This is a genomic window from Candidatus Woesearchaeota archaeon (genome assembly GCA_030651375.1).
Lineage (GTDB): Archaea > Nanobdellota > Nanobdellia > Woesearchaeales > UBA12501 > JAUSFM01.
Genome location: JAUSFM010000014.1, coordinates 14,413 through 40,142, shown reverse-complemented (window position 1 = coordinate 40,142; position 25,730 = coordinate 14,413). Strand labels below are relative to the sequence as shown.

The window sequence follows — 25,730 nt, the reverse complement described above, 5'->3', positions numbered from 1 at the left end:
ATGAAGAATTCGTACAACACCTTTCGTCGCGTCAACTTCTATGCGGTCGTCCTTTGATCTTTTTTTCAAGTAGTTCAAATGCTCTATCTTGTGCGGCATGCAGTTGTGCATCGGTTGTTCTTCGTTTTGACGACCCGCGCAGCATGGTGATACGCTTCAAGAGCTCATCTTTCTCAAGGTCAGAAAGTTTCTCACGGATGGCATCCCGAATAAATTCACTCCTCGTGCTGTATCGATGTGCTGCAAGCTTTTCATCAATCTCACCGAGAATGTTCTCTTCCAGTTTCAGGCTGATGGTTTCCATGGTAATACTTAGTATATACAATGTATTATTTAAACTTTTTGGTTTTTATCGCTTCGCCATGCTCCATAATAATTGGGCATATATTTTGAAAGAATTTGCCACTTCCTGATTTTGGATTATGACAGAAAATGATTTTCCTTTGTTAATTCCAATAGTAACCGTATCCGCATAAATTTCCATCCATGTGTGGGTGACTAGTCCTTTGGGCATGTAGCGAACTTCGCTTAACGGGTACGTCGCCGATGTTTCACCATACGGCACGCGTGCATATTCGTTGTACAAATACCTGCAAAAGATGCCTTTTTCATAGCGCCGTTTATGGTATTCTTTAAAGTATGGTGTCATCGAGCCTTCGTATGGTGTTTTGGCAATCCCAATAATCCACATTTCATCTCCTTTTTTCATAATTTTTAATGTCCTTTCTCGAGCGGTTTGGATTCCTTTGAGGCCTTCGTACACTTGGGCAGTTTCAGCAGTGATGGCAGTCTGGTGCTCTAATTTTAACAATGAAATCATACTTTTGAGTTTGCTTTCTTGGTCTTGCATTTCAGCTTCTTTCTCTTGTAAATAAACCAAAAGCCGGTCAGGATCTGCCCCTTTGAAATATTTTGTTTTTCTCTTGACGATGTGGCTTGCGAGCCCTTTTTTTGAGAGGCGGTCTAAAATACTGTAGACTTTAGAAACAGAAATGCCAGACTCATCCACTAACGGTCCAGTTGTTGTTTCTCCTAATCTGATGAGGGCAAGATATACTTTAATCTCACCCTCAGTTAATCCCAGTTTGCGAAGCGGTTCAACTTCCATGCTGTCTATTAGGCGGCCATTCTTTATAAAGCTTTCCCCCTTAAGGGATAGTCATCTTTTCCCCCCTAAGGGAAGATAGATTTTAAATACTTCGACCTTGCCAGGGAACATAGGGTGATGAAAAATGACAGAAATGACAAGAATATTACTCGTTGAAGACAATGAACAGTATGCACAAGCAGCAGAGCACTACTTGACCTCAAAAGGTACTGCGGTGGTTCGTGCAAAAGACTATTCTGAGGCAATTGCACGATTATCCGGTTCTAGTCCGGACTTGGATCGCGTGATTACAGACTGTTTTTTCCCCGAGATTACAGGGAGTGGGAAAACGGATCTTGGAAAGGAAGTGGTTAATAGAATAGCTAACCCCGATGATGTTCGAGACGATTATAAACCATATACTGAATCCTATCGTCGAAATCTTATCGGAGCAATTGGGAAGTCAGAAGAAAATCAACCTTTAGGGATATTGGTTGCAGAAAGGGCTGTTGAACTGGGATTGCCATTAGTACTGACAACTTCAACCTATCACCACGATGAATTAACTCAACCGATATATGAGTATGCCGACTTGAGCAGAAGGTGGCGGCTGATAGACTGTGGACGAAATAGCCAAGATGATAAAGCAAATCCTAAATTTTGGGAACACACGCTCATCAGTCTGGAATCTAAAGCAAAATCTATGGGTATTGATAACCAATTGGAGGCACTTCTCAATGGTAGAGACTCTTAACACGCTCGTTGAACCGGAACCGCAGGATCAAAAACGTTCCTCATTACGTGAACGTTGCAAAGAATACCTTCGTGGGTTTGTTGATCCAGCCAATGCTCGACTCTATGGTACATTCCAAGAACGAGCAGCGCTCAACATTACTCAATTCCCTAACATTCAAGGAAGTCTCCTCATTCGCATGGGCTTAGTATATCCAATTATTTCGCATTTCGTTGAAAGAGCAGGCATCCCAAAAGATGCTCACACCGACCTGTACAGCATCGCTATCAATTATCACACGTGGGTCGCCGGTTACCTTGCGTATCTAACAGAAATTCAATTAGGAATGAGTAAATATCCAATCGAACTGGCCAGTAAAACAGCAGGAAGGATCAAAAACTATGTTTCGTCAAGACTAAATCAAAACCGTTAAAAAACAGAAAGCTATTTAAATCTATCTTCATTCTCTCTGTTTATGGCTCCTGAAACCGTAACCATCTCCGAGAGCGAATATCGCGAACTTAAAAAACATAAAGAAGTAGATGAAGAACTTCTCAACGAACTTGTTCAGGGATTAAAAGATGTTATTACAGGGAATGTTAAACGGGTACGCTGAATTATCGTGAGAGCAATTGCTCAATCTCATATCGATACTGTTCAAGAAACATCTTAATAGTGTTAATCGTTTTTTGCTGGTCTTTTTTCTCGCTTAACGTTAAAATATAGACTGCCCGCAAGTCTTCATAAATCAAATAATACATTCTGAATTTGTCAGCTTTTTTCTCTCGAAACCATTTGAATCCTAATGGTTTTCCGACATACGGATTTTCTGCGAGCTGATCTTCAAAGCCGCTCATCTGTTTCTTAAACTCATCTGAAAATAGTTCAACCTTCTTGTCAAAAAGCACTGAACGATAAACCTTATACACCATCCCTGGGTAACATACTATTCTTTTTTATAAATTTTTCACTTCAGCGTCGTTATCGGTCTCGATTGTAAAATATAAATCTTCTTATCCTCACCAACTGCCCATTCAATGTCTTGCGGATAGTTGTAATGTGCTTCAATCTTTTTGGCAAGCTGCCACAAGGCGTTTAATTCATGGTCGGCAAGTACAGTTTCACTGCCATAATCAATATCCTTTTTGACGGTTTCACCATCGACTCGGAAATAGCCCCACGTCTGCTCGTTAATCGTTCTTTGCTTGACGCTCCCGTTTTTTTTGTCAATGATAAAATTGTCCGGCGTTATTTCTCCACCGACCACTGATTCCCCCAATCCAAACGCTCCTTCAATTATCATTTCGCTGCGGTCATTGGTGACTGGGTTGGCGGTAAATATAACTCCTGCCTTGGCAGCTTCCACCATCTTCTGCACCACAACCGCAATCAGCACTTTTTCGTGCTCAAAGTTGTTTTTGTTTCTGTAGTAAATCGCGCGCGCGGTGAAAAGAGAAGCAAAACATTTCTTGACGGCATCAACAACTTCATTTTCTCCCTTGATGTTGAGAAATGTTGACTGCTGTCCGGCAAAGCTCGCTTCCGGCAAGTCTTCTGCCGTTGCGCTGCTGCGCACCGCAACAAAGCCGCCCATTTTTTTATATTCTTTTTTTATTTCCTGCGCAAGGTGCTTGGGGATTTCTGCTGCGATAATAATGCGCTGGATTTCCTGCGCAATTATGTCAAGCGCCCTGCTGTCTTCCACATCAAGTACGGCAAGCCGCTCATGGATGCCTTCCAGCAATTTGTTCGAATCCATAAAATGCTTGTACGCCAATGCCGTGACCACAAAACCATCCGGCACCGGCATGCCTGCGTTGAACATTTCTCCCAGAGACGCGCCCTTGCCGCCGGCGGTAGCAATTTCGTTCTTGTTGAGTTCTTTGAGTTGTTTGATAAGCATACCAACGAGAAAAAGCCGGAGATTTATATACTTAGCGGAAGGCGCGGCGAAGGCAGCGGTAGGCGCCGTAGAAGCAGGCAAGCGCACCAATAACAAGCACGCCCATCTCAAGCGTGTGTTGCCCCTGTGCGCGCTGTTGTGCGCGGAAATATACTTCATTCCACGTTATCGGTTTATCCATAAGCATAGCCGAGGTGCGCACAGTTTCAATATCGTGCACGGTTGGCTCAATGCCGCTGTGTTTTTGATACTCCCGATACACCCGTTCTGCCAAACCAAGTGACCCTGCGCCTAACACAACGGTTCCCAGAACGTACGCTCTCTTGTCTTTGTTTTGTTCCATGTTCTCAGCACACAAATCCATATAGCCCCGCGCAGATACAGAACCAACCTTTTTTGCGAAGCAAAAAAGCTTGACCAAAAACGTTTTCTCCTCCGGAGAAAACGGCGTTCCGCACGTGCCGATACGACATCCAATGTACGAATTATGAGGTACGAAAATAATAGCCCCGCGCAGATTCGAACTGCGGTCAACGGATCCAAAGTCCGCTATCCTTGGCCACTAGACGACGGGGCTGTAAAATCTAAGAGAAAGCACAGGGTATTTAAATTTAGTGGGAAGAATGAGTTGCGTCAGCCACTATGGACTGGAATGGCAAGAGACGAACTGTTAAGGAAACAAGCGATACGATGGCACAGCCATTTACCCTATCAAAGGCGAAAATCCGGCGCCGGATTTTCGCCGCGCAGAGAAAATCTGAATGTGACCGCATCATTCCCCCCCTTGCTCGGTTCTTGTGCCCGTCTTGTGCAACTCATTCGTCTTTGGCTTACGTTACACACGACCAAAAATCCAAAACTACCTGCCCATTGTCATGGCGGCTGATTAATTCACCACGCTTCCTACCTCAATTCTTTTTAGAACTTTTCTTTGGCCTTTTTTTCCCATGTCCCCTTATTCTTTTTGTATATTCTGCTCCTGTTTCTTTTGATTTCCATACACCTGCTAAGGATTTAATGACTTCTTCTTGCTCTTTTTTCTTTTCTTCAACAGTCATTTTCTTAGTTATCTTCTGCTTGCCGAAGTAGTTCCACAGCACTTTTGGCACGTCAATCGTGCCGTCCTTGTTCTGGAAATTTTCGAGAATCGCGGCGAGCGCGCGCGATGTCGCGACGCAGGTTGCATTGAGCGTGTGCGGCACTGCTTTTGCTTCAGGATTCTGCAGGTCAGTGCGGTAGCGCATTTTCAGCCGGCGCGCCTGAAAGTCCGTGCAGTTGCTGATGGACGCAACTTCGCGGTATGCCTGCTGGACCGGGAACCACGCTTCAATGTCATACTTTTTTGCTGCCACGGTGCCGATGTCGCCGGTGCAGATATTCACTTGCCGGAAATGGAGCCCCAAACTGGAAAAAAAATCAATAGTATTTTTGACGAGTTCTTCATGCAGTTTCCACGACTCTTCCGGCTTGCAGATAATCACTTGTTCGACTTTGTGGAACTGGTGGCCGCGGAAAATACCTTTCGTATCTTTGCCGTGAGCGCCGGCTTCTTTGCGGAAGCATGCGCTGATGCCGCAGAACTTCGCCGGGAAACAATCCATCGGGAAAATTTCATTCATGAACTGCGCAGTCAGCGGATGTTCGCTGGTCGCAATCAAATACAAATCCTCATTTTCAATCTTGTACATCACGTCTTCAAAATCTTTCAAATCGGTTACGCCGGCATACGCCGCTCGGCTCATCAAGTGCGGCGGGCTCATGAGCTCGTAGCCTCGGTTCGTCATAAAATCAACTGCATATAATTGGAGCGCAAGGTCAAGCTTTGCAAGGTCATTTTTCAAAAACCAAAATCGCGCGCCTGAAATTTTTGCCGCGCGGGGCAAGTCCACGAGATCGAGTTTTTCCATCAGGTCAACATGGTCAATGGGCTGGAATGAAAACACCGGCTTCTTGCCAAACTTTTTTACTTCAGCATTGTGCAATTCGCCGTCACCAACCGGCACACTGTCGTGCAGCACATTGGGAAACTGCATAATGCGCTCGTCGATTTCCGTGCGCAGCACATTCGCCCAATCTTCTTTTTTCTGTATCTCCTGTGGGATTTCAGCAGCGCGTTTCAATAGATTCGCGATGTTCTGCCCTGCTTTTTTTGCCTGCGCAATCTGCTGGGACATGGTGTTGCGCTGGAAGCGCATCTCGCCAATCTGGCCCTGCATCATTTTCCATTCGGCATCTTTTTGCTTTATTTCTTCAAGAAGTTTTATCTTGTCGGGCATGTTTCTTTTTTGCAAGTCTTTTTTGACTATCTCTGCGTGTTCCCGAATGAGGTTGATGTCGAGCATATAGGCAGAATGAGTTGGCGAATTTATAAATATTTAGGTGAACAGCGATTTCACGAATATTTTTATCCGCTGCCATGCCGTCACGTCAACCAGTGTCACAGTGAATGTGTTTGTTGTTTCATACGGCGTTCCTTTTTCATCGGTAAACGCCGCGGTCACGGTAAACACATTCGTGTCTGGCTGCAAGTCACTTCCCTGCATTGCCAGCGTGAGGTCGAGGCTGCTGTCGAGTGTGCCGAGGTCAAATTCCTGCGCAACCAATTCTCCGTGAACCGTTACATGAACATTTTGCGGCGCTGTTGACGAACCCTTGGTGAGCCGAAGTGTTGCGGTGAATTCGTCGCCATAGTGCACCGTCGCGGGCGCTTCAGCCGCTTCGATTTTCAGCAGCGGCTTGTCAAGAAGAAAAAAACCAACTGATGCTTTGGCAACCGCGTCGTCACTCATCGCAGTAATCGTGGCGGCGTTTTCTCCCGCGTCGTGCGCGCCAGTAAGCTCGAAGTGCAGCTGCTGCTCTTGCGCAATGCCCACATCAATGGTTTGGCATTGTTTTCCGTCGGCGCACACATTGACCTGTCCGAGAAACGTGTTGCCGTTATTTTTGATGGCGCACGAAATCGCTACCGGCTCATCTTCTTGATACGTTTGTTTGGCACTGGCGCAGTTCAGTATCAAGCCATGCGTCAGCATGTTGTTGTCCGCCGGCGCGAGCCCCTGCATTGTTTTTTCAATGCGTTCACGCGGCACCTGAATGCCGTCTTTTACTGCTTTGAATTCAGTTACTGCTTCCATTCCCGTCGGCGTGTACACTGAAACCGGGAACGTGTAGATAAGGTTGTTTTCTAATTCGCTGCTTGTCTTGATAGTCCAGAACAAAATTTTTTCTTCGTGCGGCGCAAGGAGAATATGTTTTTTGTATTTTGCATTTTCTGTCGGCGCGCTCTCGTCCATAATCTCCAGCTTGGTTGTTTTTGATACATGGACGTCAACTGGCTGGTAATAATCCAGCAGATTTCGCACGTGCGCAATCACCAGATTGTAGGAGCCAAACCCGACGCTGCCTTTGAATGGCTCTGCGGTCAGTGCTATGTGCGGTTCGCGCAGCGGGCCGTATTCTTGAACGGTTGCTTTGGTCGAGAAATCGCGCACTGTGACGGTTGTGTCGCGGCCTTTCCAGGTGAATTTTGATTTTATTTTTTCCGAGTCAGCGGAATAGCGCGTCACGATATGGCTTGCGTCAACAAATCCGTACTGGCCGTACGTCACGTCGTAGGGCACCCAGCCGTAGTTTGGAAAGTACACTTCTGTCCAGCCGTGCGGACCCCAACCATTAAGTTCCGGCGAATTTGAATACGCAATGCCGGCCACAAAGCGTGCTGGAATGCCCAGCGCACGGAGCATTGAAATAAACAGCGCGGTTAATTCATCGCACACACCTTCGCGGGTGCGGAGCACGGTGCTTGCTTTTTCAGTTGCATCAGCCGCAGCAGAGCTGAGATTATATTTGATGTTTGCGGTTACCCACACTGCGATATTGTCGACGACAACCAGTGTGTCGTCCTGTCCTTGCGCAAGCGTAGATGCGAGCCGGACAATATCAGCGTTGCTGTCGATGATGGCTGCCGGCTGGGTGAATTTTTGTATGTCGTCCGGCAGACCGGCAAGTGGGAACGAAATTTTTTCACGAATTTTTTTCGGCGTGCTCTCAACCTGCACGCGGTTTTTGATGTGAATCGGAAGTGTTCCTGACGGCTTGTTCCATGAGAATCGCATGGCAGGCTCCTGCTCATCAATTGTTTTTGGCAGCGGGCTATGGCCGCTGCTTAGTATGCGCTGATGCTCTGTTTGAATGGGAAAAAAGGCAATCTCCGCAGCGAGGTCTTCAATTGTTGCGCGCGGCCCGGTCTGCTCAATCTGGAGCGCGGTAAAAAAATCTGTGTCAACGATGATATACTGGCTCTGGTAGATGACAGTGTCGTTGAGGGCGGTGGCTGAAAGTGAGACGAGAATAAACAAAATAAGATACATTATTTTTTTCATGTCTCTTTTTAATGGTGTCTTTCCTTTTTAATGTTTGTTGTTAAAAAATATACGCCGCAGCCCGGATTTGAACCGGGATATCCTTGCGGAAACAGGATCTTTACGGGAGACATTTTTCATGTCTGCGTTAGCAATCCTGCGCAATACCGGGTTATGCGACTGCGGCATTATGATTAATTATACTTGTTTTAATCGTTGCTTTTTAAGTTTTATGTCGTTTTGCGCGGAGCGCAACGACTCCGAACGAAGTGAGGAGTCGTACGTTGCCCAAGCTTTTTTTGCGAAGCAAAAAAAGGTTGTCTTGGGTTATGCGACTGCGGCAGTTGATGAGTGTGATTGTGGGGTGGTGGTTTATAAAATTTACCCATACTTGGTTTATTTTACGCTTCTGAATCAGCAACTACCAAAACGGATTATGCAGAACAAACAAGAAACGAGCAAGATACTGATGCTGTCCGCACATTCTGTTTTTCCCAGCGTCGCGAAAATTCGGCGCCGAATTTTCGCATTTGATGAAGTGATTGACGGTGCCGCAGCATCGCCTATTTCTTTAACAGTTCGTTTCTTGCCGTTCCCGTTCATGATGTTAATTGATGTTCATCACCTACTGCCCACGACACACCACGCACGACAGCTCCGTTTTTCACCACAAAATATATAAAAGGGAAAGCCAATTATTTTTAAAGGACACATGAACAATAAAAGAGGGTCAGAGGGAGATAGAACGTTCCGGTTAGCAGACCGCTTAAAAGACCCCGCTGTCCTTGTTGCGCTTCTCGTTATCGCATTTGGTATTTATTCTGTTTTAGATCCATCATCCATTACCGGCAAGGCAATTGCCCGTCCGGCGGATGAATGCAGCGTTGTTGCGGGCGGCACCGACGGCGTGATGCTCCTCGGCAGCGCCGGGCCGTTTCAACTGGGTGAAAAAGTAGCCAAAGCAAGCACGTGCGGCGTGCCCATCCAGCGGCCGGCTAGCGAGTTGCGAAGTTTCCTGCTGCTCGGCCAACAATGCGCACAGGGCGCCGATGGTGTCATCACACTAACAACAGAATCAGGCCAGACGCAGCGATTGGTAAGCGGCTGTGCCGATGCTCAATTAAACACCATCGCCCATTCAGATACACTCGTCAAACACGTTTGTTCTGGAAATGATGTCCAAGTTAATCTCATTAATTGTAACTGCGCAGACGCCAATGGTGCTGACTGCCAAAATTTGGTGCACTGTGATTCTAATGATGTATGCAACGCGCTTCCCGACGGTACATCGCGTTCCTGCGTCGATAAAAACAACGGGCTTCTGCAACGCTGTTACATCACTTTTTCCGGTTCTGCGTGCCCGCAAAATTTTGCTGATGAATGTGGGCCTGGTTTGAATTGTGTCGGCGGACGATGCGAGGTTCCGGGTGCACAACCGAATATTGTAGTCGATAATAATCCTCCTGTTAATGAGGTGCCTGCAGAAAATAATCCTGCTCCTCAAGGTCCGCAACCAGGCGAGCTCGGTGGTGCCTGCTTATTTGATGCAACAAATATCGCAGGGCTCAAGAGCTGTAATGCCGGATTGGTTTGTCAGGGTGATGTGTGCATTTCTGCACCCGCCTGTCGTGCTGATGCTGACTGCGAACAATTCCAGCGCTGCGCGGAAAAACCAGAAGGCACGGGCAAGCGTTGCCTCAAATTTATCGAGGTTGCCTGTGTAGAAGACAGCGAATGCCTTGAAAATGCGGTTTGTATCGAAAAAGTTGCTGGTCAAGGCAAGAAATGCTTTGGAACAACCGGTCAAATGTGTGGTGGCGTGGACGCCATCTGCGCTCCGGGGTTCAGCTGCCAGAATAATGTGTGTGCTCAGGCTGCACTACTTGCTGGCGGCGGCGATCAGATGATTCGTCCAACATTGCTTGCTTCTGGTGCGGTTCCCTTTTCACCATTCACCTTTCCCGCCGTTACTGACGCACCATCCGAATTTGTAAAACTTCCATTCAGTGCAGGGTATGGTGATCTTGGTTTTTGTAGGGATTATTTCAAGCTTTCAAGGAAAGATGCAAACTTTTGTCACTTTGAGGTTGGACCTGGTAATTTTAAGACGGTAGGAAGGCATTTCATTGCCAAACTACCCTCGGTTGTTTCTTCGGTTCAGTCCATTGCCGTTGATGTTAAAAAACTGGCTAATAGTGGTGCCGGTGATGTTGGTTATCACCTACTCTATAGTACCAGCGCTACGTTTGATAAACCCTCTGCTTGGACGTGGGCAACCTATTGCATATTAAAAGCCGACCAATCTGAGATGACCTGTACCAAAAACTTTGCCACTCCGGTGTCCGTTGGTTACGTGATGGTTGCACGTGCAAGTTGGGGAGCAAATAGTCCAACACCCTACGTGACTGATATTCGTGTTCTTGGTCAGCTTGCTGCTCCCGGTGGCGCTGCTGGTGGTAATGACCCTCCACAGCTTAAGGGCCCCGGTGTTGCGTGTAATGCTGATGCTGAATGTCAACAAGGCTTTGCCTGTATCCTCCCTCGTTTCGGTTCACAAAAAATGTGTTTAGAACGCATCCAATCATGAAAGGAACTATCACCGTTACCCGTTAATGCGTATCTCGTATCCCTTATGATAGACGACAAAGTAAAACAGGTGCACGCAGAATTAGCTGCACGTGAAAAGAGGAATTCGCTGTTCGTGGTAGTTGCTATTCTTGCAATTTTTGCCGGCAGTTTTTTCGTGCTGAAAGACTTTGGTATTGTTGGCCACGCAATCAGTGTTGCAGACAACCTGAAATGTGCTGCTGGCGTAGCAGGAGTGACTGGTGTTATCCCTGTTTCAGTTGGCGGGTTTACGGTCGGCGAAGAAAATTCTGTTCCAAAACAAACGACCTGTTCGTCCAGCGCTGATGCTGTTTCATTGCTCGGCCAACCGCTGAACCTTCTGTTGTTGGGCGATTCTTGTGCCAGTCAAAATAATCAAGTTCAATCTACCATCAAAGGAAAAACAACCACCTTTTCACGGTCGTGTGTCGACGACAACTTTGTTGTTGTTGCAGAATCACAACGTGTTGCATTTGGAACGTGTGAAGGAAATAATGTGCGGTTGGTAACTCAAGATTGTGCATGTGCCAATGGTGTGTGCGGGCAAGCAGCGGAACAACCTGTTCCTGCTCCAGCTCAGCTCAAGCCAAATGGTGGTCCGTGTGGTCGGGATGTGCATTGTTCATCCGGGTTTTGTAACCCTCACCTTGGAGAATCCGGTATTTGTTCTGATCGACCTGCTCCTCCCCCGCCTCCTCCTGCTGCAGTTGTGCAGGCCGCTGGCGCTTCTCCTCTTGTTTCTCCAGCAAGTCCAGTTGTCGCTGGCAAAAACGCTCTTGTCGCCGGCGGCACTGGTGTCGACATTGCACAAGGTGCTAATGCGCTTGTCCAGCCCATAATAAATGTAGGGGGCGCTAGTGGCGCTGCTGCACCTGTTGTCGGTTCTCCTTTAATAGCTCGTTCGCCTGCACCTGTTCAAAATTCTCCTGCTCTTTCTCCACCTGTTCCTGCGCAGCAACAATTAGTATCCAATCTGCCTCGTCCAGCACCAGCTCCTGCACCGGCTGTTGCACTAGTTCCTAGTATTCCTGTTCCTGCACGAGCGCCTGTTGTTCCTTCTCCGCAACCTGCTCCCGTTGTTGCACCTGTTCCTGCCCAGCCCGCTCGTGATGCATGCGACTCAAATCTCGCGTGTCCTCGTAGTCTCCCAATAAAAGTATGCCGCAAAACAGTGCTTGGCCAACCAAAAGCGTGCCTTGAACAGGCAATAAAAGATGCATACTGCGAAACAAATACTGATTGTATGTCTCAAAACTGTGTGGCCAAAAAATGTGCATTGCCCGTGCAGCAAGCGCAGCCTGCTGCGGTAACATGTCGTGCAGATGCTGAGTGTCCGGCAACAAAATACTGCGAGCTTCTTCTTACTGCAACCTGTATCAACAAGCGCGCTGACGGCGCTGTCTGTAACCAAAACAAATTCTGCCTTTCAAATAATTGTGTTGCCACTAAGTGTGCCGCACCGCTGCCAGTTGTTCTCGCCTCAAATCTTGCGCTCGGTTCTGGCGCTAGCTCTGCGGTTGTTGTTCAAGAAATCACGTTTGCTCCGGTCTTTAGCGATGTTCAAGGCGATCTTACCTTTATCCTGAAGACCAACGGAATTAAGGATAAAAACAATGCGGATTTCAAAGCGGGAAAATTCCGTTCGTATCTTATCGGTCTTAATATAGGAAATGCACCAAGCTATTGGTACCGTCTCAATGATGGTGTTACCGCTGAAAATCAGGACACCACCATCGCTGTTGCTGTTCCAAAATCGAAATTTACAAGCGGTCGAACTGCAGCTTTCTATATTCTCACGGGTAAGACTCCGGATGCTGGAGTGCCGTTTGCACAAATGCACGATGTTTTCACGGTCAAAGAATTATCAATAAAAGGTGCAACATTGGATCCGATTTCCCCGTCCAGAGCACGTGCGCATGATCTTTCTCAACAGCTTCAGGATCCTCTTGCATTTAACGCTGAAAAAATGGTGAAAGACACGATCAAAGAGGTCATTACTAGCGGCGGCGCTCGCGCAGGTACCCCATGAAGCAACAGCACACGCACCACCACCATAATGTGAACCACGCGCCTGACAAGCATGCGCAGCATCCTAAAAAACATCCGCTCGGAAAATACTTTGTTCCGCTTCTCCTCATTATCTCTCTCTTTGCATTGTATGTTATCTGGCAGGATGAAATCAACGCGCTGACCGGCAGAGTAGCATACGGCGTCGGATTGACTGATGGCGCACTCGACACATTGAGTGGTGCGCTGGCTGCGCCGCCCAATCTCGGCGCGTTGAGAAACCTTCCCCCTCTTAATGTACAACCCAAGAAAAATGTTGGTGAGGCGTGTACTGCAAATACCAACTGTACATCGAACAGCTGCATTGGTAATCTTTGCTCAGATGCACCTATTGCACTACCCGGTGCTTCTTTGCCTGGCGGCGTCGCAGCAGGTGTTGCTGCTGCGGTTCAGCGCGCACAAGCTCCTGCACCACAACCAGCACCGCAACCGAATCCACTTGCCGGTCTCAGAGTTCCCGCAAATCTTCCCGGTGCTGGTGCTTCCGCACCTGCTCCTGCGCAACAACCAGCGCAACCAGCAGCATCGTCCCTTCCCGGTCTTGGAGGGCTTGGTGCTCAAGCTCAAGCATTAGCACAACGTGTACCCGCTCCTGCACCTGCTGTTATTTCTCCCTCGCCATCTATCGGCCAATCTTTTTTGCCGGCAGAACTTCTTGACTATGTGCGCCAGCACAGCGTCGAGCTTCCCGTGCCGACGTGCACTGGTCCGGGATGTTCCGTTGTTGCCTTTTCCTGCGACAAACAGAATCTGAATCTCATACAAAAAGTAGCTACACCCTGCGCAACGACCTGCACGGATGGCGTGTGCCCACAAGTAGACGTTGTTGCTAAACAACCTGCTGCTGTTGCTCCACCTGTTGCTGGATGTGACGACGACAACACCTTAAAGAGTCACATTAAAGAAGGGCATGGGAAAGGAAAAAAACAGACTGCAGAAGATTTGATGAAGACCATCAAAAAATGGCGTAAAGACAAGAAGGATCCTAAATGTAAAAAATAATCCTCATCACAACCACCATGGCAAAACAAAAAACAATAACCATCTTGAGCATAGTCTTGTTTTTGTTAGTGGTACCGCTCATCACTGCTGCGCCTCTCGCACCGATTGTAGTCGGCTCAACAGTCACCCGCAGTTTCTCTTCACCAATCGTTGCACCGGGCGCTGAAATTAAAGTACAGCTCACGGTTAACGAAGTCGGTATTGAAGGCGCCTATATTATTGATGAAACGGTTCCCGTCGGTTGGACGATTGTTAATGCAGGTGGTCTCACGCAGGATGGCAACCTATTAAGCATCACTATTGTTGATGGTCTTGACCCCAAGGTGCCAGTGCAAAATATATCCTACGGCTACATCGTGCGCGCGCCGCAAAAAGCTGCGGTATACCCGTTCAGCGGCACCTACATTTTTGAAAGTATGCAAGTGAGTGTGCCGATTGCCGGTGATACCCAAGTGACGGTGCAGGCGCCGGCGCCGCTTGTCGAGCCAGCACCAGTTCCCGCGCCTGATCCTGTTCCAGCTCTTGTGCTCAAACCCGCTACCACTTCTTGCCAAAAGAATGCAGAATGTCAGGCAGGTCTTGTTTGCCGTGGCAGTATTGATGAAGTGGGTCATCCTGAATTATTTACCTGTCAAGAGCTAGGCGGTGATGGCCTTGCCTGTGACGAAAATGCTGACTGCATACAACAACGTGGTTTCATATGTCTTAACGATGCATGTACGATACCTCCTCCAAATGTTGAAGCAGAGCCACCTGTTCCACCTGCTCCTGTGTTGAAACCATCTACTACTTCCTGTCAAAAGAATGAAGAATGTCAGGCAGGTCTTGTATGCAGGGGCAGCATTGATGAAGTTGGCCATCCTGAATTGTTTACCTGTCAAGAGGCAGGCGGCGATGGTCTCGCCTGTGATGAAGATGCAGATTGCATGCAACAACTCGGTTTCATGTGTCTTAAAGATGCATGTACAATTCCGCCTCCTCCCATTCCTGCTGCTGCCTGCGCCAATGAGAATACTCGCGCTGATTCGAATTGTGATGGTGCAATCTCAATGCCTGAAATTGAGTCGTATGTCCAAAAATGGGTGGGCGGCGATGAATCAATCACCATGCCTGATGTTGCAAATGCAGTTACCGTGTGGATACACCAAGGTTGATGTTCATGGGAAAAAAACAATTGAGCGTGATAACCCTATTTGCACTTCTTACAATACTTCTTATGCTCCCCCTTGTTTCAGCAGTTTCAGCTGTTTCACGTGGCTTTTCTCAAGATACCATTCCTCCGGGCGGCGCAGCGGTTGTTAATCTCGTTGTCAAAGCGGATCCTGCTGCTCCTGAAAATTCACTCTTCATCACTGAAACGCTTCCTGCAGGATGGACTGCGGATGGTATCTCAAACAACGGCGCGTTTCAAAATGGAAAAATCCGCTGGGGACTGATTTCTGGACTTTCACTTCCTCCTGGAAATGTTCCCGACATGACCATTACATACACTGCGCATGCACCAGTTGGTGCGCTCGACCAAAGCAGGCATCAGTTTGCTGGAACATATCTTTTCGGCGTTGGCGCTGAAGCAAATATTATCGGCAGCAACATACTCTCTATTGGCGCGGTGCCGGTACCTCAACAACCCGCAGCAGGAGTTGCTGCAGCATGCAATGTTCAAACACATGAACCCTGTGATGATGCCGCTTTTTGCAGTCCTGATAAATTAATTTGTGTTCCACGCACCATAGACGGTGCGCAGTGCTTGAGTAATCGTATGTGCCAAAGTGATCTTTGTCAGGCAGGAAGATGTGTTGCGCAACCAGCTGCCGAGCCTCCTGCAGTGCCACCACCTGAAGTGCCTCCCCCTGTTCCCGAACCTCCTGCTGCAGAGCCCGCCCAATCTTTTGGAACAATTTCCGTCGGCGGCGCTTGCCAAGCAAATGCTGATTGCGTTGAAAACGCGCAGTGCATTAATGGCGTGTGTGCACTCGTGCATTCTGCAGGAACCGTTGTCCGTGCATTTGATCCAGCACAAGCATCACCCAACAGCAGAGTCACGGTTCGGCTCCATGTTGACGCCGATGAAAACAATCCTGCTCAATCGTTATTCATCACTGAAACACCTCCAGCAGGATGGAATGTTGATCCTGTTATTTCAAACAATGGCGCGTTTCTAAATGGACAAATCCGTTGGGGTTTGATTCCTGGAATTTCACTTCCACCTGGAAGTGTTCCTGACATGGATATCACGTACACCGTTGTTGTTCCTGACAACGCGTTCGGCGCGCAAAATTCTTTTAGCGGCTCGTACATTTTTAATGGCATTGAAGAGGTGCCAACTGCCGGTGTTTCTTCTCTTGAAATTGGTGCTGTTCCACCCATTGGCTGTGAAAATAATGACGCAGCATGTGGTGTGAATGAAGTGTGCGAGAATCTCAATGCATGCATCGAAGATGCCGAACGTGCTCTGAACACGTTTTGTAAAGTTGATGTTAACTGCGCAGCTGATTTAGTTTGTGTCAATAACCATTGTGCCAATGCCGTTGCTGCATTGCTTCTCCCTGCTCCCGTCCTGCTTCCTGACGACGTGAAACAATTACTTCTTGGCAATCTTCCCTCATTCACTCCTGTTGAAAACTGTGCTGCAGGAAATTGCAGGGCTGTTCAGTACGCGTGCAACGCGCAATTAAACTTTGTTGAAGAGCAAGCACTGGAATGTGCGAATGGCTGCGTCAACGGACAGTGTCAGGCAGCGCGGCTTGCAGAACCTGAACTCGTTCCCCTTGCGCTCAAACAATTCCTCCTCTCGGGAACTATTGCTTCATTTACTCCAACCGCGGCGTGCACCGGAGAAAATTGCCGCACCGTGAGCTACACGTGTGATGCACTTGGTGCGATGAGTGAAGCAGCAGCAGTATGCGACCAATGCCAAGCCGGCGCGTGTGTTGCTGGCAGTGCAGGTGCACCTGTTGTTCCTGCAGCAGGTGGCCAGTCGTGCGCCACCGACTTCGAATGTCCTGGCGATCAGGTATGCACCGATTCCGTCTGCGCTGATGCTGAAGACCCTGCACTCGAAGAATGCAAACAAATTACCTTCAACATCCGTCTTGCACAACATTCCTCACGCCCTATCCTCGATCACATTCGCTCATTCCTCGGCAGCTGCATCCCAGCGGGACTTGATGCAGAGTGTCAGGCAAAAGTTGAATCACTACGCAACCTCGACGATGCTGCGGCAAAAGCAGCGCTCGGCGCTCCAGAAAATGCAGCCTGCTTTGACGCGGTGTTTAATCCATCCTACTGTTACGACAGCGACGCTCAAAATGTTCCTGAGAAAAAAGGGCGCGCTATTTATTTTGATACTGCCACCTTCCAGCTTGCGACGCAGCGCGACACCTGTGATTCCACTGGCCTTACTCAATACGAATGTGTCAGTGCAACTGCTGCTGCGCTCCAGCCGTTCCAATGCCCGAACGGTTGTCAGAATGGCGCGTGCGCAGTTAGTCCAGGGGCTGCTGGCCAGCCTGCAGGCGGAGGAGGCAGTGCTGGAGCAAGTGCAGTTCTTCCACCAGACCAACAATGTTCATCTCCTTCTATTGGCTCAGTCATGGCGCGGGATTCCACTGGCCAGATACAGTCATTAACTCCGCGATGCAGTGACCAGAGCACTGATATTTTGTTTACGTTTACGTGCGATGCTGCGCAGCCCGAGGGCTACCGGCAAGAGCCAGTTGTCTGTCCGCGCGGCTGCGATGCTGCTGCCGGACGCTGCGTCACAGAAACTGCTGCTTCAGCCGCTGCAACAAGTGGAGACACCGGAAGCAGTAGCAGTGGAGGAGGCGGTGGTGGAGGCGGCGGAGGAAGCGGTGGCGGTGGTGGAGGAAGTGGAGGCGGTCGTAGACGTGCCAGTCGACAAGTCATCTGTGGCGACGGACTCTGCCAATCTGCATTCGCTGAAAACCAGCTCAACTGCCCGCAGGATTGCGGCCAAACACCCGTAGCGTCATCCCCCCTTGATACAAGTGGTGTCGCTCTCGCACCGAGCGGCGCGCCATCAATGCCGTTGCAAGAATATGCACCACTTCCGGTTCAGCCAGTTGAAGAAGTTGCGCCAGAATCACCCTATCCTGCGCGGCCGAGCGAACAGCCGCTTCCTGAATTAAAAGAAGGGCCCAACATCTGGCTGTATATTTTGATAACACTCGCGGCACTTGCGGTGCTCGGTGGCGGCGGATTTGCCGGCTACAACTATTACGAAAACAAAAAGCTCGAGGCAATTCCTGATTACAAAAAACAAAAGATGATTGACTACATCAAATACTACGGCCAGCGCGGCTATTCCAAAGAGATGTTGGCGAAACACCTTGCACAGTATGATGTTCCATCAAAGTTGATTGAGAAAACATTCAGCGAGATGGGGATTGTCCAAAAACCGGCAGCGAACACTACTGCCAGTGCAGTGGCCGCAGGCGGCTTCAAGCAAAAACTCTCTGACGTGTGGGACAAAATAAAGTCAGTGTTCGAGAAAAAAGAACAGCCGCCGAGAGAAGGGCTTCGGCAATTTTAAATCAAAATCGAGATAATTCCCGAAATCTTTATATATTACTATGCATTACTATGTAATACAATGGAAACCGTTTCACTCCGCTTCGAAGAGAGCTTCATCCACGACATAGAAAAAGTCATGAAAGAAAATCGGTATGCGACAAAAACAGAATTCATTCGCGAAGCTGTTCGAGACAAAATCAAGGACATCGAAAAGCGGGCAGCGCTCCTTCGGCTTGAACGGGCATACGGTGCCGGTAAACACAAAGGAAGAAAAATTACGGATGCGGATATACACCGCGCGGGAGAAGAAACATTCAAAGAACTTGCAAAAAATCTTGGTCTTTCGTCAAATTAAATCCTCCGGTTTTTTCGCTTTCGTAATGTCTCTCAATTTCTCAAAATCCCAGTCACGAGAGATCAGCTGTGCCTCATGGTCGCGTGCAAGAATTGCGTGAAGCGCATCACGGCGCGGAACATCTCTCTGTTGTGCAACTCGTTGTGCCTCTTCAATTTGATTTTTTGTTGACTGAACTCTCCTGATGTGGTCTGGCTTTGCGATACTAAACATCTGATTAATCTCATATTCTGAGAAGCCAAGCTTTTTCAATTCGGCAACAATAGCATCTGAATATAGAACAATATCATCGTCCATCACAATTTTTTCCATCAACTTTCTCGCAACTTCTCCATTATGCCCTCGTTCGTCATATATGTCCATCCAGATTGAGGTATCAAAATAAAAATGCTGCTCTGCCATCATTCAACTTAAAAGAATTTGTTTTATCAATGTTTTGGTTGAATCGAGCGTATCTCACCCAATCGGCTGGATCTCAACGACATATTTGCTGTGCGGTAAAAAACAAACATGATACTGCCCACCTTCTTGAATATCTCTGCCCGGGTAGAGCAGCTCTCCATTAATAACTATTTTTGATGGAGCGTATTTCCATCCATGCGTACTCTCGGTTACCATACCCTCCATACATACTTTTTTACCATCTATCCCATCTAAGAACAGGTCTATGCTTAGTACGAGAGCTACAACCAAGAAAAAACTACACAATCCTGCGGTCACTATTTTTTCCCACTTTCTTTTTTTATAATAGTCGCTCATACTTTTTTTTATTGCTACTCCAAAGACCACGAGCCATGTGACATGAAATCCCCCTTTTAGTATGAGTGCACTTCGAGTATGCCCTGCACTCAAGAGTTTAAAAAACAGAAGGAGATCAGCCAAATAATAGACTATCAACAATAAAAAGAGCCCTATGTACAGCCATGTACCCATATCCAGTTTTTTCGTGTGTTGATTCATATACTCTTAAAATAAAAATAGCGGAGGGAGGATGTAAACCAACATTTTTTTGCTTCGCAAAAAACTGTTGCGAACGACGAACGTGTTTTCTCCTCCGGAGAAAACCGCGCTTCGCGCAACTATAACCCTGTTTCTCAACTTATAAAAAAATAAATAGCGGAGGGAGGATTTGAACCTCCGACCTCAGGGTTATGAGCCCTGCGGGCACTCCTGGCTGCCCCACCCCGCTCTAAGATTTACCAAAGAAGGTGTTTATTTATAAAGCTTCCGACTTGGTTCTGGGTTATTCATCTCCTAAAAAAATTCTTCACGTGCAGCCCAATCCGCCGTGCGAATTCAGGCGTTAGTGGTTTTTCTCCGCGCTTGAAAATGTTTTTTGGTTTCTGGTCATCAGTGTGCAGGCGGTGATGTATCTGTGTTTCCAAATCCCGAAACGCCATGTGCAGGCACGTTGCAAAATCAAAGTCGTGCGCCTTGGTTGAGACAAAAATGCGCGTCGGCGCAATTGCCTTGACATGGATTGAGAATTTTGGCTTGCCAATTTTCTTGTAGCTCTTGATATGCACCTGCAGCGCGGTCTCATTTTTCAGTTCGCGCGCGATTTTGTCGTAGTATTCCGCTGACAGCTTGTCAAGAATTCTTCGGTCACCCTCTTCAACATCGTGCAGTCCACTGTATTGGATTTGTTCCATTGTCTCACCTCATTAATGCGGTGGCGCCGGTGTATTTAAAGTTTGTTGTAGGTCGGTGATGATGAGCAGGAGCTGTTCTGGATTAAACTATTTTCACCCTTGGTCTGTTTTTGTGTGAGCCACTACCCCAAACGGGAACGGCAAGAAGCGAACTGTTGAGGAAATAGGGCGGTGCCGCGGCACCATGCACCAGCCTATCAGAGGCGAAAACGTGGCGACACGTTTTCGCTGCGCGGGAAAAACAGAAGGTGCAACGTCACCGAATCTTGCTCGGTTCTTGCCTGTTTTGCAAAACCCGTTTTCGTAATGGTTGAATTAGTGCAATCACTTCAGGCCAAAAACCTTAAACAACGTCATAACCGGCCATAGTGGCAGACGTACCATAAACTATATAAAACGCTGTTCAATCGCCTGTCGTATGGTTCTTGTTTGCGGCATTGAAGAAGCAGGCCGCGGCCCGGTGATCGGCCCGCTGGTCATGGTGGGCGTGCTGGTCGATGACCGTGACGAAGCGAAACTGAGACAGATAGGCGTTAAGGATTCGAAACTGCTTACTGCGGCACAGCGTGACAAACTGAGTGTGCAGATTCGGGCCATTGTCAAGGATTTGCGCGTGCTGGTTATTCCACCGGAAGAAGTTGACGCAGCGGTTTTGTCTTCATCCATCAACCTCAACTGGCTTGAAGCTCTCAAATCAGCAAAAATGATTAACGAGCTGAAGCCAGAAAAAATCATTCTTGATTGCCCCAGCCCAAATTGCCGTGCCTACAAAGAGTATGTGCAGAATAATCTTGATGCGCCGCTGCGGAAAATCCCACTCATTGCCGAGCATAAGGCGGATGTAAATTATCCTATTGTCTCCGCTGCGTCAATCCTTGCCAAGGTTATCCGCGACGATGAAGTTGAAAAACTCAAGGCGAAAATTGGCATTGATTTTGGCAGCGGCTACATGGCCGATCCGCTCACTCAGCATTTCATCAGGGACTATGTCACGCAGCACGGCAGCATCATGCGAAAGAGCTGGGCATCATATACTCGTGAAATAAGCAAGAAAAAGCAGAAACTGCTGGCAGATTTCTAATTAGTGTTCTTTTTTATTATGCTGCAATCAACAAAGAGATAAAAAAAGAGAATTAAAAAATAAAAATTTAAACCAGCGTTGAAACTGATCGTCCTTGTCCGGCAGCGCCGAACACTTCGACAATCTCAACTTCGTTGGTTGTGGTTTGATCAGGCAGTCCTGAACCGCCGGTTTCCTTTGATGCCTTCACCGTACGGATGCCCGCACCTTTTACATCGGTAGGCCAGTCGTACGCAGGGTTGCCTTGTGCAACTTGCTTGTACGCCACCTGCTTGTGGTTGTAGTACGCCTTCACTGCGGGGGGGAGCATTGCCCAATCCTTAATTCGCATGTGCGTGCCGTGGCATCCCTTAATATAATCAGGGACAATTTCATTTCCATTGACGCGACCGGTGCAAATTTTGTTGCCCTCTTCGTCAAATGTTGGCCCATCTCCTAATGCTGGGTTGTATCCTACTGCAAGGCCGGTTGTGCCATCTGCACTTGTAGGAGTATCCTGACCATACAAAAGAAACAGTCCGGTTATTGCGACCACTGCCACGATAGAAAGCAGGTATCGATTAGTATCATCAGCCATTTCGTCACCTCAATTTTGATTCTTTCGTTAACTGTTGTTATTTTTGTCGATTCTTTATTAACAAAAGGTTATGTCGATTCAAGGGCTTTTTATATATAAATATTTCTATTTTTGCTCAACCTTTGCCGAAATCAACACCTTTATATATTTGCCGCGATGTTTTTCTCCTCATCCCAGAGCAGCACCAGCACAGTCCGGGACGGGACAGTCGAGCACAGTAAAAGGGGCGACTATGACTAAAATAAACAAGCTTGTTTTGCACGGTTTCAAGTCCTTTGCCAAGCGTACCGAGATTCCGTTTGGCGACACGTTCAATGTGGTGCTGGGCCCGAACGGCTCGGGAAAATCAAACATTCTTGATGCCTTATGCTTTGTGCTCGGCAAAAGCTCGGCAAAAGCCCTGCGCAGTGAAAAATCTGCGAACTTGCTCTACAACGGCGGCAAGTCCAAGGCGCCGGCGAAAAATGGTGAAGTCTCGCTGTTCTTCGACAACACAAAAAAAACATTTCCCACGCCGGAAAAAGAAGTGAAAATCAGCAGAATTGTCAAGGCGAACGGCAGCAGCGTGTACAAAATCAATGACGAGGTGCGCACGCGCCAGCAAATTCTCGAGCTTCTCTCCCTCGCAAAAATAAATCCGGACGGCTACAATGTCATCCTTCAAGGAGACATCGTGCGCTTTGTCGAGATGCCGCCAGAAGAGCGGAGAATGATTGTCGAGCAGATTGCCGGCATTTCAGTGTATGAAGAAAAAAAACAAAAAGCCCTCAACGAGCTCGGCAAGGTTGACGAAAAAATGAAGGAGTCAGAGATTGTCATGAAAGAGCGTGACAGTCGGCTGCGTGACCTCAAGAAGGAAAAAGAGCAGGCGCAGGAATACAGCGACCTTCAGCACAAAGTTAAAATAAACAAGGCCTCGCTGCTGCACCAGCAGATGGCTGAAAAAAATACGGAAAAGGAAAAGCTCGACCAAGCCATCGCCGGCGAAAAAAAAGAGCTGCAGGAAAAACAAGGCATGATTCTCGGCTCAAAAGAAAAAATCCGGCAGTTCAGAACTGATATCGACGGCATCAACAAGGAAGTTGAGCAGCGCGGCGAGAAAGACCAAGTGCAGATTCACAAAGACGTGGAAAAACTTAAGGTGGACATTGCCTCGTCGAAAAACAGGATTGAGGCCGTCAAAAATGAAATCGTGAAAATTAAGCAGCGCAAGGAACAGCTTCGTACCAGCCTCGGCGAACTCGAGCAAAAAATCAAAGCGCACGAGCAGGAAAAAGCAACCGCCCGAGGGGAGCTCGCATCTATCGAAAAAGAAAAAAGCCAGATTGAAAAGCGCGTAGGCGAATTCAAGAAAAAAAACAAGCTCGACAGCATCGCGGATGTTGAAAAAGAAGTTGACCTGCTGGACAAGGAAGCCGAGGCAAAGCAAAAAGAAATTCTTGACCTGCGCCAGAAACAGCAGGAAGGGCTGCGCGAAAAAGACAAGCTCGAATTCCAAATCCAAGCAGTTGACGACCAGCTCCAGAAAATTCTCGAGGTTGAAAAAGAAAATCAGGCGCAGGTCAATGAGCTGAAGCAGAAAAAGCAGGAGTTCAAAAAAGCAACCATGGAACTCTCCACCCTCGTCAACAACGACAGCGCGCTCGCGGCAAATCTCGCAACCGCAAAAGGAAAAATAGGTGTTGCGCAAGAGCACCTTTCCAAGCTGCAGGCACGAACAATTTCAATCCAAGAATCACTTGAAGCAGACACGGCCGTGCAGAAAGTCTTGGGGCAGAAAAACAAAATTCCCGGCATTCACGGCACGGTGTCCGAGCTCGGTGTTGCCGAGTCAAAATACGCGCTCGCGCTCGAAATTGCCGCCGGAAGCCGGCTCAAGAGCATTGTTGTTGACACCGACAAAACAGCGGTTACCTGCATCAAGTTCCTCAAGGAAAACAAGTTCGGCATTGCCAGCTTTATCCCGATGAGCAAAATCAAGGGTCCCACGCCTCTGGCGGAAATGGGAGAGCTGAAAAAAACCAACGGCGCTGCCGGCCTTGCCATTGACCTGCTCCAGTTCAAGCCGCAGTACAAAAATGTGTTCAGCTATGTTTTTGGCAACACACTTGTCGTTGATGATATTGATGTTGCGCGCCGGATTGGCATTGGCCGCGTCAAGATGGTGACACTCGACGGCGACCTCGCAGAATTATCCGGCGCACTGCAGGGCGGCTACCGTGGCAGGCAAGGCCGTGGGCTGGGCTTCCAGGAAAAAGAAGTTGCCGCCGAGTTGGAACAATGGGAAAAAACAATGCGCGAGCAAGAGCTGGTCATTGCGCGGCTTGAAGGCGAGCGGAAAAAGCTTGAAGAACAAATCACCCGGCTCCGCCAATTCAAAGCCGACCTTGAAGGCGGCATCATCACACTTGAAAAAATTCTCCACCTTGACACCACGGACATGGATGCATCACGCAAGGTGCGCAAGGAGTTTGAAAAAACGCTTGACGATGTGCAAAAAAGCCTGCGCAGCGTTGAATCAACAATTGAAAAAGAAAATGAAACTCTCACCAAAAACCGCATTCGCAAACAGGAGCTTCGCTCCCGAATTGCTGACCTGCGCAACCCGGCGCTGGTTGCCGAGCTCAATGCCTTTGAGGAAAAGCGCAAGCAGCTCGTCGATGCATCACTCAAAAAGGAATCTGACATTAAAACAACCGACTCGCAAATTAGCAACGTCCTTGCGCCGGAGCGGGACAACATGGCGAAGATAATCAAACAGCACGACAAGGAAGAGGAAGACTTCAAACAAGAGCTGCTGTCCGTTGAAAAACTTATTACCGAAACCGGCGTTGACCTGAAACAAAAAGAAGAGCACCAGCGCAAATTCCACGAGCAGTTCAAAGAGCTTTTCACCAAGCGCGCAAAACTCGATGACAGCATCAAAAAAGAGGAAGAAAAAATTGAAGACGTCGGCGAACGGGCACGCAAAATCGAGCTTAAGGTCAACAGTGTTTCCATTGAAATCTCCCGCATCAGTGCCGAGTTGGCGGCGGTTGAGCATGAGTTCAAGCAGTACGAAGGCATTGCGGTTGTCGACAAGCCGGCCGGCGAGCTGAAGCGGCAGATAACCTCGTGGGAAGCAACCCTCATTCGTCTCGGTAGCATCAACATGAAAGCGCTTGAAATCTATTCCACCATTGAGCACGAGTACAGTGAGCTGATCAAGAAAAAGGACAAGCTCGTACGGGAAAAAGAAGACGTGCTCATGCTCATGAATGAGATTGAGACCAAGAAAAAATCAATGTTCACCAAAACCTTTGACGTGGTCAATGAAAATTTCAAGACACTCTTCTCTGCGCTCTCGACCAAAGGCGAGGCGTCGCTGGTGCTTGAAAACCCCGAGAGCCCCTTCGACGGTGGATTGTTTGTCAAGGTGCGCATTTCAGGTACCCGATTCCTCGACATAAGAAGCCTCTCCGGCGGCGAGAAGACTATGACTGCGTTATCATTCATCTTTGCCATCCAAGAGCACGAGCCGGCGTCGTTCTATATTCTCGACGAAGTTGATGCTGCGCTCGACAAGCGCAATTCAGAGCGCTTTGCACAGCTCATCAAAAAATACACCAGCAGCGCGCAGTACGTCGTCATCACCCACAACGATAATATTATCGCTGAAGCAGACCGGCTGTACGGCATTTCAATGGACGAGCATGGTGTGAGCCAAGTGACGAGCTTGAAAGTGTGATGGGTTGCGCCAATTTAAAAAAATTTATAAAGTCTGATACCAAAT

General features: G+C 48.0%; 24 protein-coding genes and 3 tRNA genes. 13 read left to right on the top strand and 14 right to left on the bottom strand.

The window, feature by feature from the left end; genetic code table 11:
• Window positions 1-31: 31 nt before the first annotated feature.
• Both Q7R76_04270 and Q7R76_04265 read right to left on the bottom strand, forming a co-directional pair.
• On the bottom strand, window positions 32-304 hold the full coding sequence (locus Q7R76_04270) for a ribbon-helix-helix domain-containing protein (GenBank protein ID MDO8642771.1): 273 nt from the start codon (window positions 302-304) through the stop codon (window positions 32-34).
• A 45-nt stretch (window positions 305-349) separates the two neighbouring features.
• Entirely contained in the window at window positions 350-1,108 is a 759-nt protein-coding gene (locus Q7R76_04265) for a helix-turn-helix domain-containing protein (GenBank protein ID MDO8642770.1), read from the bottom strand.
• Between the two features lie 124 nt (window positions 1,109-1,232).
• Here Q7R76_04265 and Q7R76_04260 point away from each other — a divergent pair, with 124 nt between their 5' ends.
• Genes Q7R76_04260 through Q7R76_04250 form a run of 3 tightly spaced genes read left to right on the top strand, consistent with a single transcriptional unit; the run spans window position 1,233 to window position 2,436 of the window.
• Window positions 1,233-1,841, top strand: a complete 609-nt coding sequence (locus Q7R76_04260; GenBank protein MDO8642769.1) for a response regulator — start codon at window positions 1,233-1,235, stop codon at window positions 1,839-1,841.
• Complete coding sequence (locus tag Q7R76_04255) at window positions 1,825-2,253, top strand: hypothetical protein (GenBank protein ID MDO8642768.1); 429 nt, start codon at window positions 1,825-1,827, stop codon at window positions 2,251-2,253. Before Q7R76_04260 ends, Q7R76_04255 begins: the two co-directional genes overlap by 17 nt.
• A gap of 42 nt (window positions 2,254-2,295) precedes the next feature.
• Window positions 2,296-2,436 (top strand): hypothetical protein, encoded by a 141-nt coding sequence (locus Q7R76_04250; GenBank protein ID MDO8642767.1) that lies wholly within the window; start codon window positions 2,296-2,298, stop codon window positions 2,434-2,436.
• A 1-nt stretch (window position 2,437) separates the two neighbouring features.
• Here the strand turns inward: Q7R76_04250 and Q7R76_04245 are convergent, their stop codons facing one another.
• The 4 genes from Q7R76_04245 to Q7R76_04230 form a co-directional block, all read right to left on the bottom strand.
• The gene (locus Q7R76_04245; GenBank protein MDO8642766.1) at window positions 2,438-2,752 is read right to left on the bottom strand and encodes a hypothetical protein; all 315 of its coding nucleotides are present in this window, start codon (window positions 2,750-2,752) and stop codon (window positions 2,438-2,440) included.
• A gap of 35 nt (window positions 2,753-2,787) precedes the next feature.
• Window positions 2,788-3,723 (bottom strand): PEP/pyruvate-binding domain-containing protein, encoded by a 936-nt coding sequence (locus Q7R76_04240; GenBank protein ID MDO8642765.1) that lies wholly within the window; start codon window positions 3,721-3,723, stop codon window positions 2,788-2,790.
• 31 nt (window positions 3,724-3,754) lie between these two features.
• Window positions 3,755-4,066 (bottom strand): hypothetical protein, encoded by a 312-nt coding sequence (locus Q7R76_04235; GenBank protein MDO8642764.1) that lies wholly within the window; start codon window positions 4,064-4,066, stop codon window positions 3,755-3,757.
• Window positions 4,067-4,227: 161 nt separating this feature from the next.
• Window positions 4,228-4,300 (bottom strand) — tRNA-Gln (locus tag Q7R76_04230).
• Between the two features lie 75 nt (window positions 4,301-4,375).
• Between Q7R76_04230 and Q7R76_04225 the strand changes: the two genes are divergently transcribed.
• The gene (locus tag Q7R76_04225; protein MDO8642763.1) at window positions 4,376-4,609 is read left to right on the top strand and encodes a hypothetical protein; all 234 of its coding nucleotides are present in this window, start codon (window positions 4,376-4,378) and stop codon (window positions 4,607-4,609) included.
• Between the two features lie 22 nt (window positions 4,610-4,631).
• On the opposite strand, the gene serS is transcribed toward Q7R76_04225, so the two are convergent.
• The 3 genes from serS to Q7R76_04210 all read right to left on the bottom strand — a co-directional run bounded on the left by serS (window position 4,632) and on the right by Q7R76_04210 (window position 8,271).
• A complete protein-coding gene (gene serS, locus Q7R76_04220) occupies window positions 4,632-6,065 on the bottom strand; it encodes a serine--tRNA ligase (GenBank protein ID MDO8642762.1) in 1,434 nt (477 codons plus the stop codon).
• A 33-nt stretch (window positions 6,066-6,098) separates the two neighbouring features.
• The gene (locus tag Q7R76_04215; protein ID MDO8642761.1) at window positions 6,099-8,105 is read right to left on the bottom strand and encodes a transglutaminase domain-containing protein; all 2,007 of its coding nucleotides are present in this window, start codon (window positions 8,103-8,105) and stop codon (window positions 6,099-6,101) included.
• Between the two features lie 52 nt (window positions 8,106-8,157).
• A tRNA-Ser gene (locus tag Q7R76_04210) sits at window positions 8,158-8,271 on the bottom strand.
• Between the two features lie 249 nt (window positions 8,272-8,520).
• Here Q7R76_04210 and Q7R76_04205 point away from each other — a divergent pair.
• Genes Q7R76_04205 through Q7R76_04175 form a run of 7 tightly spaced genes read left to right on the top strand, consistent with a single transcriptional unit; the run spans window position 8,521 to window position 18,648 of the window.
• Window positions 8,521-8,766 carry a hypothetical protein gene (locus tag Q7R76_04205; GenBank protein MDO8642760.1) on the top strand — a complete coding sequence of 82 codons (246 nt, stop codon included), beginning with the start codon at window positions 8,521-8,523 and terminating at the stop codon, window positions 8,764-8,766.
• A 30-nt stretch (window positions 8,767-8,796) separates the two neighbouring features.
• Window positions 8,797-10,671 (top strand): hypothetical protein, encoded by a 1,875-nt coding sequence (locus tag Q7R76_04200; GenBank protein ID MDO8642759.1) that lies wholly within the window; start codon window positions 8,797-8,799, stop codon window positions 10,669-10,671.
• 45 nt (window positions 10,672-10,716) lie between these two features.
• A complete protein-coding gene (locus Q7R76_04195) occupies window positions 10,717-12,720 on the top strand; it encodes a hypothetical protein (GenBank protein MDO8642758.1) in 2,004 nt (667 codons plus the stop codon).
• Window positions 12,717-13,760 (top strand): hypothetical protein, encoded by a 1,044-nt coding sequence (locus Q7R76_04190; GenBank protein ID MDO8642757.1) that lies wholly within the window; start codon window positions 12,717-12,719, stop codon window positions 13,758-13,760. Before Q7R76_04195 ends, Q7R76_04190 begins: the two co-directional genes overlap by 4 nt.
• A 17-nt stretch (window positions 13,761-13,777) precedes the next feature.
• On the top strand, window positions 13,778-14,914 hold the full coding sequence (locus Q7R76_04185) for a hypothetical protein (GenBank protein ID MDO8642756.1): 1,137 nt from the start codon (window positions 13,778-13,780) through the stop codon (window positions 14,912-14,914).
• A 5-nt stretch (window positions 14,915-14,919) separates the two neighbouring features.
• Window positions 14,920-18,312 carry a hypothetical protein gene (locus Q7R76_04180; protein MDO8642755.1) on the top strand — a complete coding sequence of 1,131 codons (3,393 nt, stop codon included), beginning with the start codon at window positions 14,920-14,922 and terminating at the stop codon, window positions 18,310-18,312.
• 60 nt (window positions 18,313-18,372) lie between these two features.
• Window positions 18,373-18,648: a ribbon-helix-helix domain-containing protein gene (locus tag Q7R76_04175; GenBank protein MDO8642754.1), complete on the top strand. Its 276-nt coding sequence runs from the start codon at window positions 18,373-18,375 to the stop codon at window positions 18,646-18,648.
• On the opposite strand, the gene Q7R76_04170 is transcribed toward Q7R76_04175, so the two are convergent.
• The 4 genes from Q7R76_04170 to Q7R76_04155 all read right to left on the bottom strand — a co-directional run bounded on the left by Q7R76_04170 (window position 18,640) and on the right by Q7R76_04155 (window position 20,300).
• On the bottom strand, window positions 18,640-19,050 hold the full coding sequence (locus tag Q7R76_04170) for a PIN domain-containing protein (protein MDO8642753.1): 411 nt from the start codon (window positions 19,048-19,050) through the stop codon (window positions 18,640-18,642). The genes Q7R76_04175 and Q7R76_04170 overlap by 9 nt on opposite strands.
• Before the next feature lie 54 nt (window positions 19,051-19,104).
• Window positions 19,105-19,581 carry a hypothetical protein gene (locus Q7R76_04165; GenBank protein MDO8642752.1) on the bottom strand — a complete coding sequence of 159 codons (477 nt, stop codon included), beginning with the start codon at window positions 19,579-19,581 and terminating at the stop codon, window positions 19,105-19,107.
• Window positions 19,582-19,762: 181 nt separating this feature from the next.
• Window positions 19,763-19,837 (bottom strand) — tRNA-Met (locus tag Q7R76_04160).
• Window positions 19,838-19,895: 58 nt separating this feature from the next.
• Window positions 19,896-20,300, bottom strand: a complete 405-nt coding sequence (locus Q7R76_04155; GenBank protein ID MDO8642751.1) for a hypothetical protein — start codon at window positions 20,298-20,300, stop codon at window positions 19,896-19,898.
• Between the two features lie 418 nt (window positions 20,301-20,718).
• Here Q7R76_04155 and rnhB point away from each other — a divergent pair, with 418 nt between their 5' ends.
• Window positions 20,719-21,381: a ribonuclease HII gene (rnhB, locus tag Q7R76_04150; protein MDO8642750.1), complete on the top strand. Its 663-nt coding sequence runs from the start codon at window positions 20,719-20,721 to the stop codon at window positions 21,379-21,381.
• A gap of 67 nt (window positions 21,382-21,448) precedes the next feature.
• Here rnhB and Q7R76_04145 read toward each other — a convergent pair whose 3' ends face one another.
• Window positions 21,449-21,958: a hypothetical protein gene (locus Q7R76_04145; GenBank protein MDO8642749.1), complete on the bottom strand. Its 510-nt coding sequence runs from the start codon at window positions 21,956-21,958 to the stop codon at window positions 21,449-21,451.
• A gap of 232 nt (window positions 21,959-22,190) precedes the next feature.
• On the opposite strand from Q7R76_04145, the gene smc reads away from it, so the two are divergent.
• Entirely contained in the window at window positions 22,191-25,685 is a 3,495-nt protein-coding gene (smc, locus tag Q7R76_04140) for a chromosome segregation protein SMC (protein MDO8642748.1), read from the top strand.
• Window positions 25,686-25,730: the final 45 nt, after the last annotated feature.

Bases quoted from the DNA above. Each gene is read 5' to 3' on its own strand.
- Q7R76_04270 (MDO8642771.1), bottom strand. From the start codon at position 304: ATGGAAACCATCAGCCTGAAACTGGAAGAGAACATTCTCGGTGAGATT.
- Q7R76_04265 (MDO8642770.1), bottom strand. From the start codon at position 1,108: ATGGAAGTTGAACCGCTTCGCAAACTGGGATTAACTGAGGGTGAGATT.
- Q7R76_04260 (MDO8642769.1), top strand. From the start codon at position 1,233: ATGACAGAAATGACAAGAATATTACTCGTTGAAGACAATGAACAGTAT.
- Q7R76_04255 (MDO8642768.1), top strand. From the start codon at position 1,825: ATGGTAGAGACTCTTAACACGCTCGTTGAACCGGAACCGCAGGATCAA.
- Q7R76_04250 (MDO8642767.1), top strand. From the start codon at position 2,296: ATGGCTCCTGAAACCGTAACCATCTCCGAGAGCGAATATCGCGAACTT.
- Q7R76_04245 (MDO8642766.1), bottom strand. From the start codon at position 2,752: ATGGTGTATAAGGTTTATCGTTCAGTGCTTTTTGACAAGAAGGTTGAA.
- Q7R76_04240 (MDO8642765.1), bottom strand. From the start codon at position 3,723: ATGCTTATCAAACAACTCAAAGAACTCAACAAGAACGAAATTGCTACC.
- Q7R76_04235 (MDO8642764.1), bottom strand. From the start codon at position 4,066: ATGGAACAAAACAAAGACAAGAGAGCGTACGTTCTGGGAACCGTTGTG.
- Q7R76_04225 (MDO8642763.1), top strand. From the start codon at position 4,376: ATGGCAAGAGACGAACTGTTAAGGAAACAAGCGATACGATGGCACAGC.
- serS (MDO8642762.1), bottom strand. From the start codon at position 6,065: ATGCTCGACATCAACCTCATTCGGGAACACGCAGAGATAGTCAAAAAA.
- Q7R76_04215 (MDO8642761.1), bottom strand. From the start codon at position 8,105: ATGAAAAAAATAATGTATCTTATTTTGTTTATTCTCGTCTCACTTTCA.
- Q7R76_04205 (MDO8642760.1), top strand. From the start codon at position 8,521: ATGCAGAACAAACAAGAAACGAGCAAGATACTGATGCTGTCCGCACAT.
- Q7R76_04200 (MDO8642759.1), top strand. From the start codon at position 8,797: ATGAACAATAAAAGAGGGTCAGAGGGAGATAGAACGTTCCGGTTAGCA.
- Q7R76_04195 (MDO8642758.1), top strand. From the start codon at position 10,717: ATGATAGACGACAAAGTAAAACAGGTGCACGCAGAATTAGCTGCACGT.
- Q7R76_04190 (MDO8642757.1), top strand. From the start codon at position 12,717: ATGAAGCAACAGCACACGCACCACCACCATAATGTGAACCACGCGCCT.
- Q7R76_04185 (MDO8642756.1), top strand. From the start codon at position 13,778: ATGGCAAAACAAAAAACAATAACCATCTTGAGCATAGTCTTGTTTTTG.
- Q7R76_04180 (MDO8642755.1), top strand. From the start codon at position 14,920: ATGGGAAAAAAACAATTGAGCGTGATAACCCTATTTGCACTTCTTACA.
- Q7R76_04175 (MDO8642754.1), top strand. From the start codon at position 18,373: ATGGAAACCGTTTCACTCCGCTTCGAAGAGAGCTTCATCCACGACATA.
- Q7R76_04170 (MDO8642753.1), bottom strand. From the start codon at position 19,050: ATGGCAGAGCAGCATTTTTATTTTGATACCTCAATCTGGATGGACATA.
- Q7R76_04165 (MDO8642752.1), bottom strand. From the start codon at position 19,581: ATGGGTACATGGCTGTACATAGGGCTCTTTTTATTGTTGATAGTCTAT.
- Q7R76_04155 (MDO8642751.1), bottom strand. From the start codon at position 20,300: ATGGAACAAATCCAATACAGTGGACTGCACGATGTTGAAGAGGGTGAC.
- rnhB (MDO8642750.1), top strand. From the start codon at position 20,719: ATGGTTCTTGTTTGCGGCATTGAAGAAGCAGGCCGCGGCCCGGTGATC.
- Q7R76_04145 (MDO8642749.1), bottom strand. From the start codon at position 21,958: ATGGCTGATGATACTAATCGATACCTGCTTTCTATCGTGGCAGTGGTC.
- smc (MDO8642748.1), top strand. From the start codon at position 22,191: ATGACTAAAATAAACAAGCTTGTTTTGCACGGTTTCAAGTCCTTTGCC.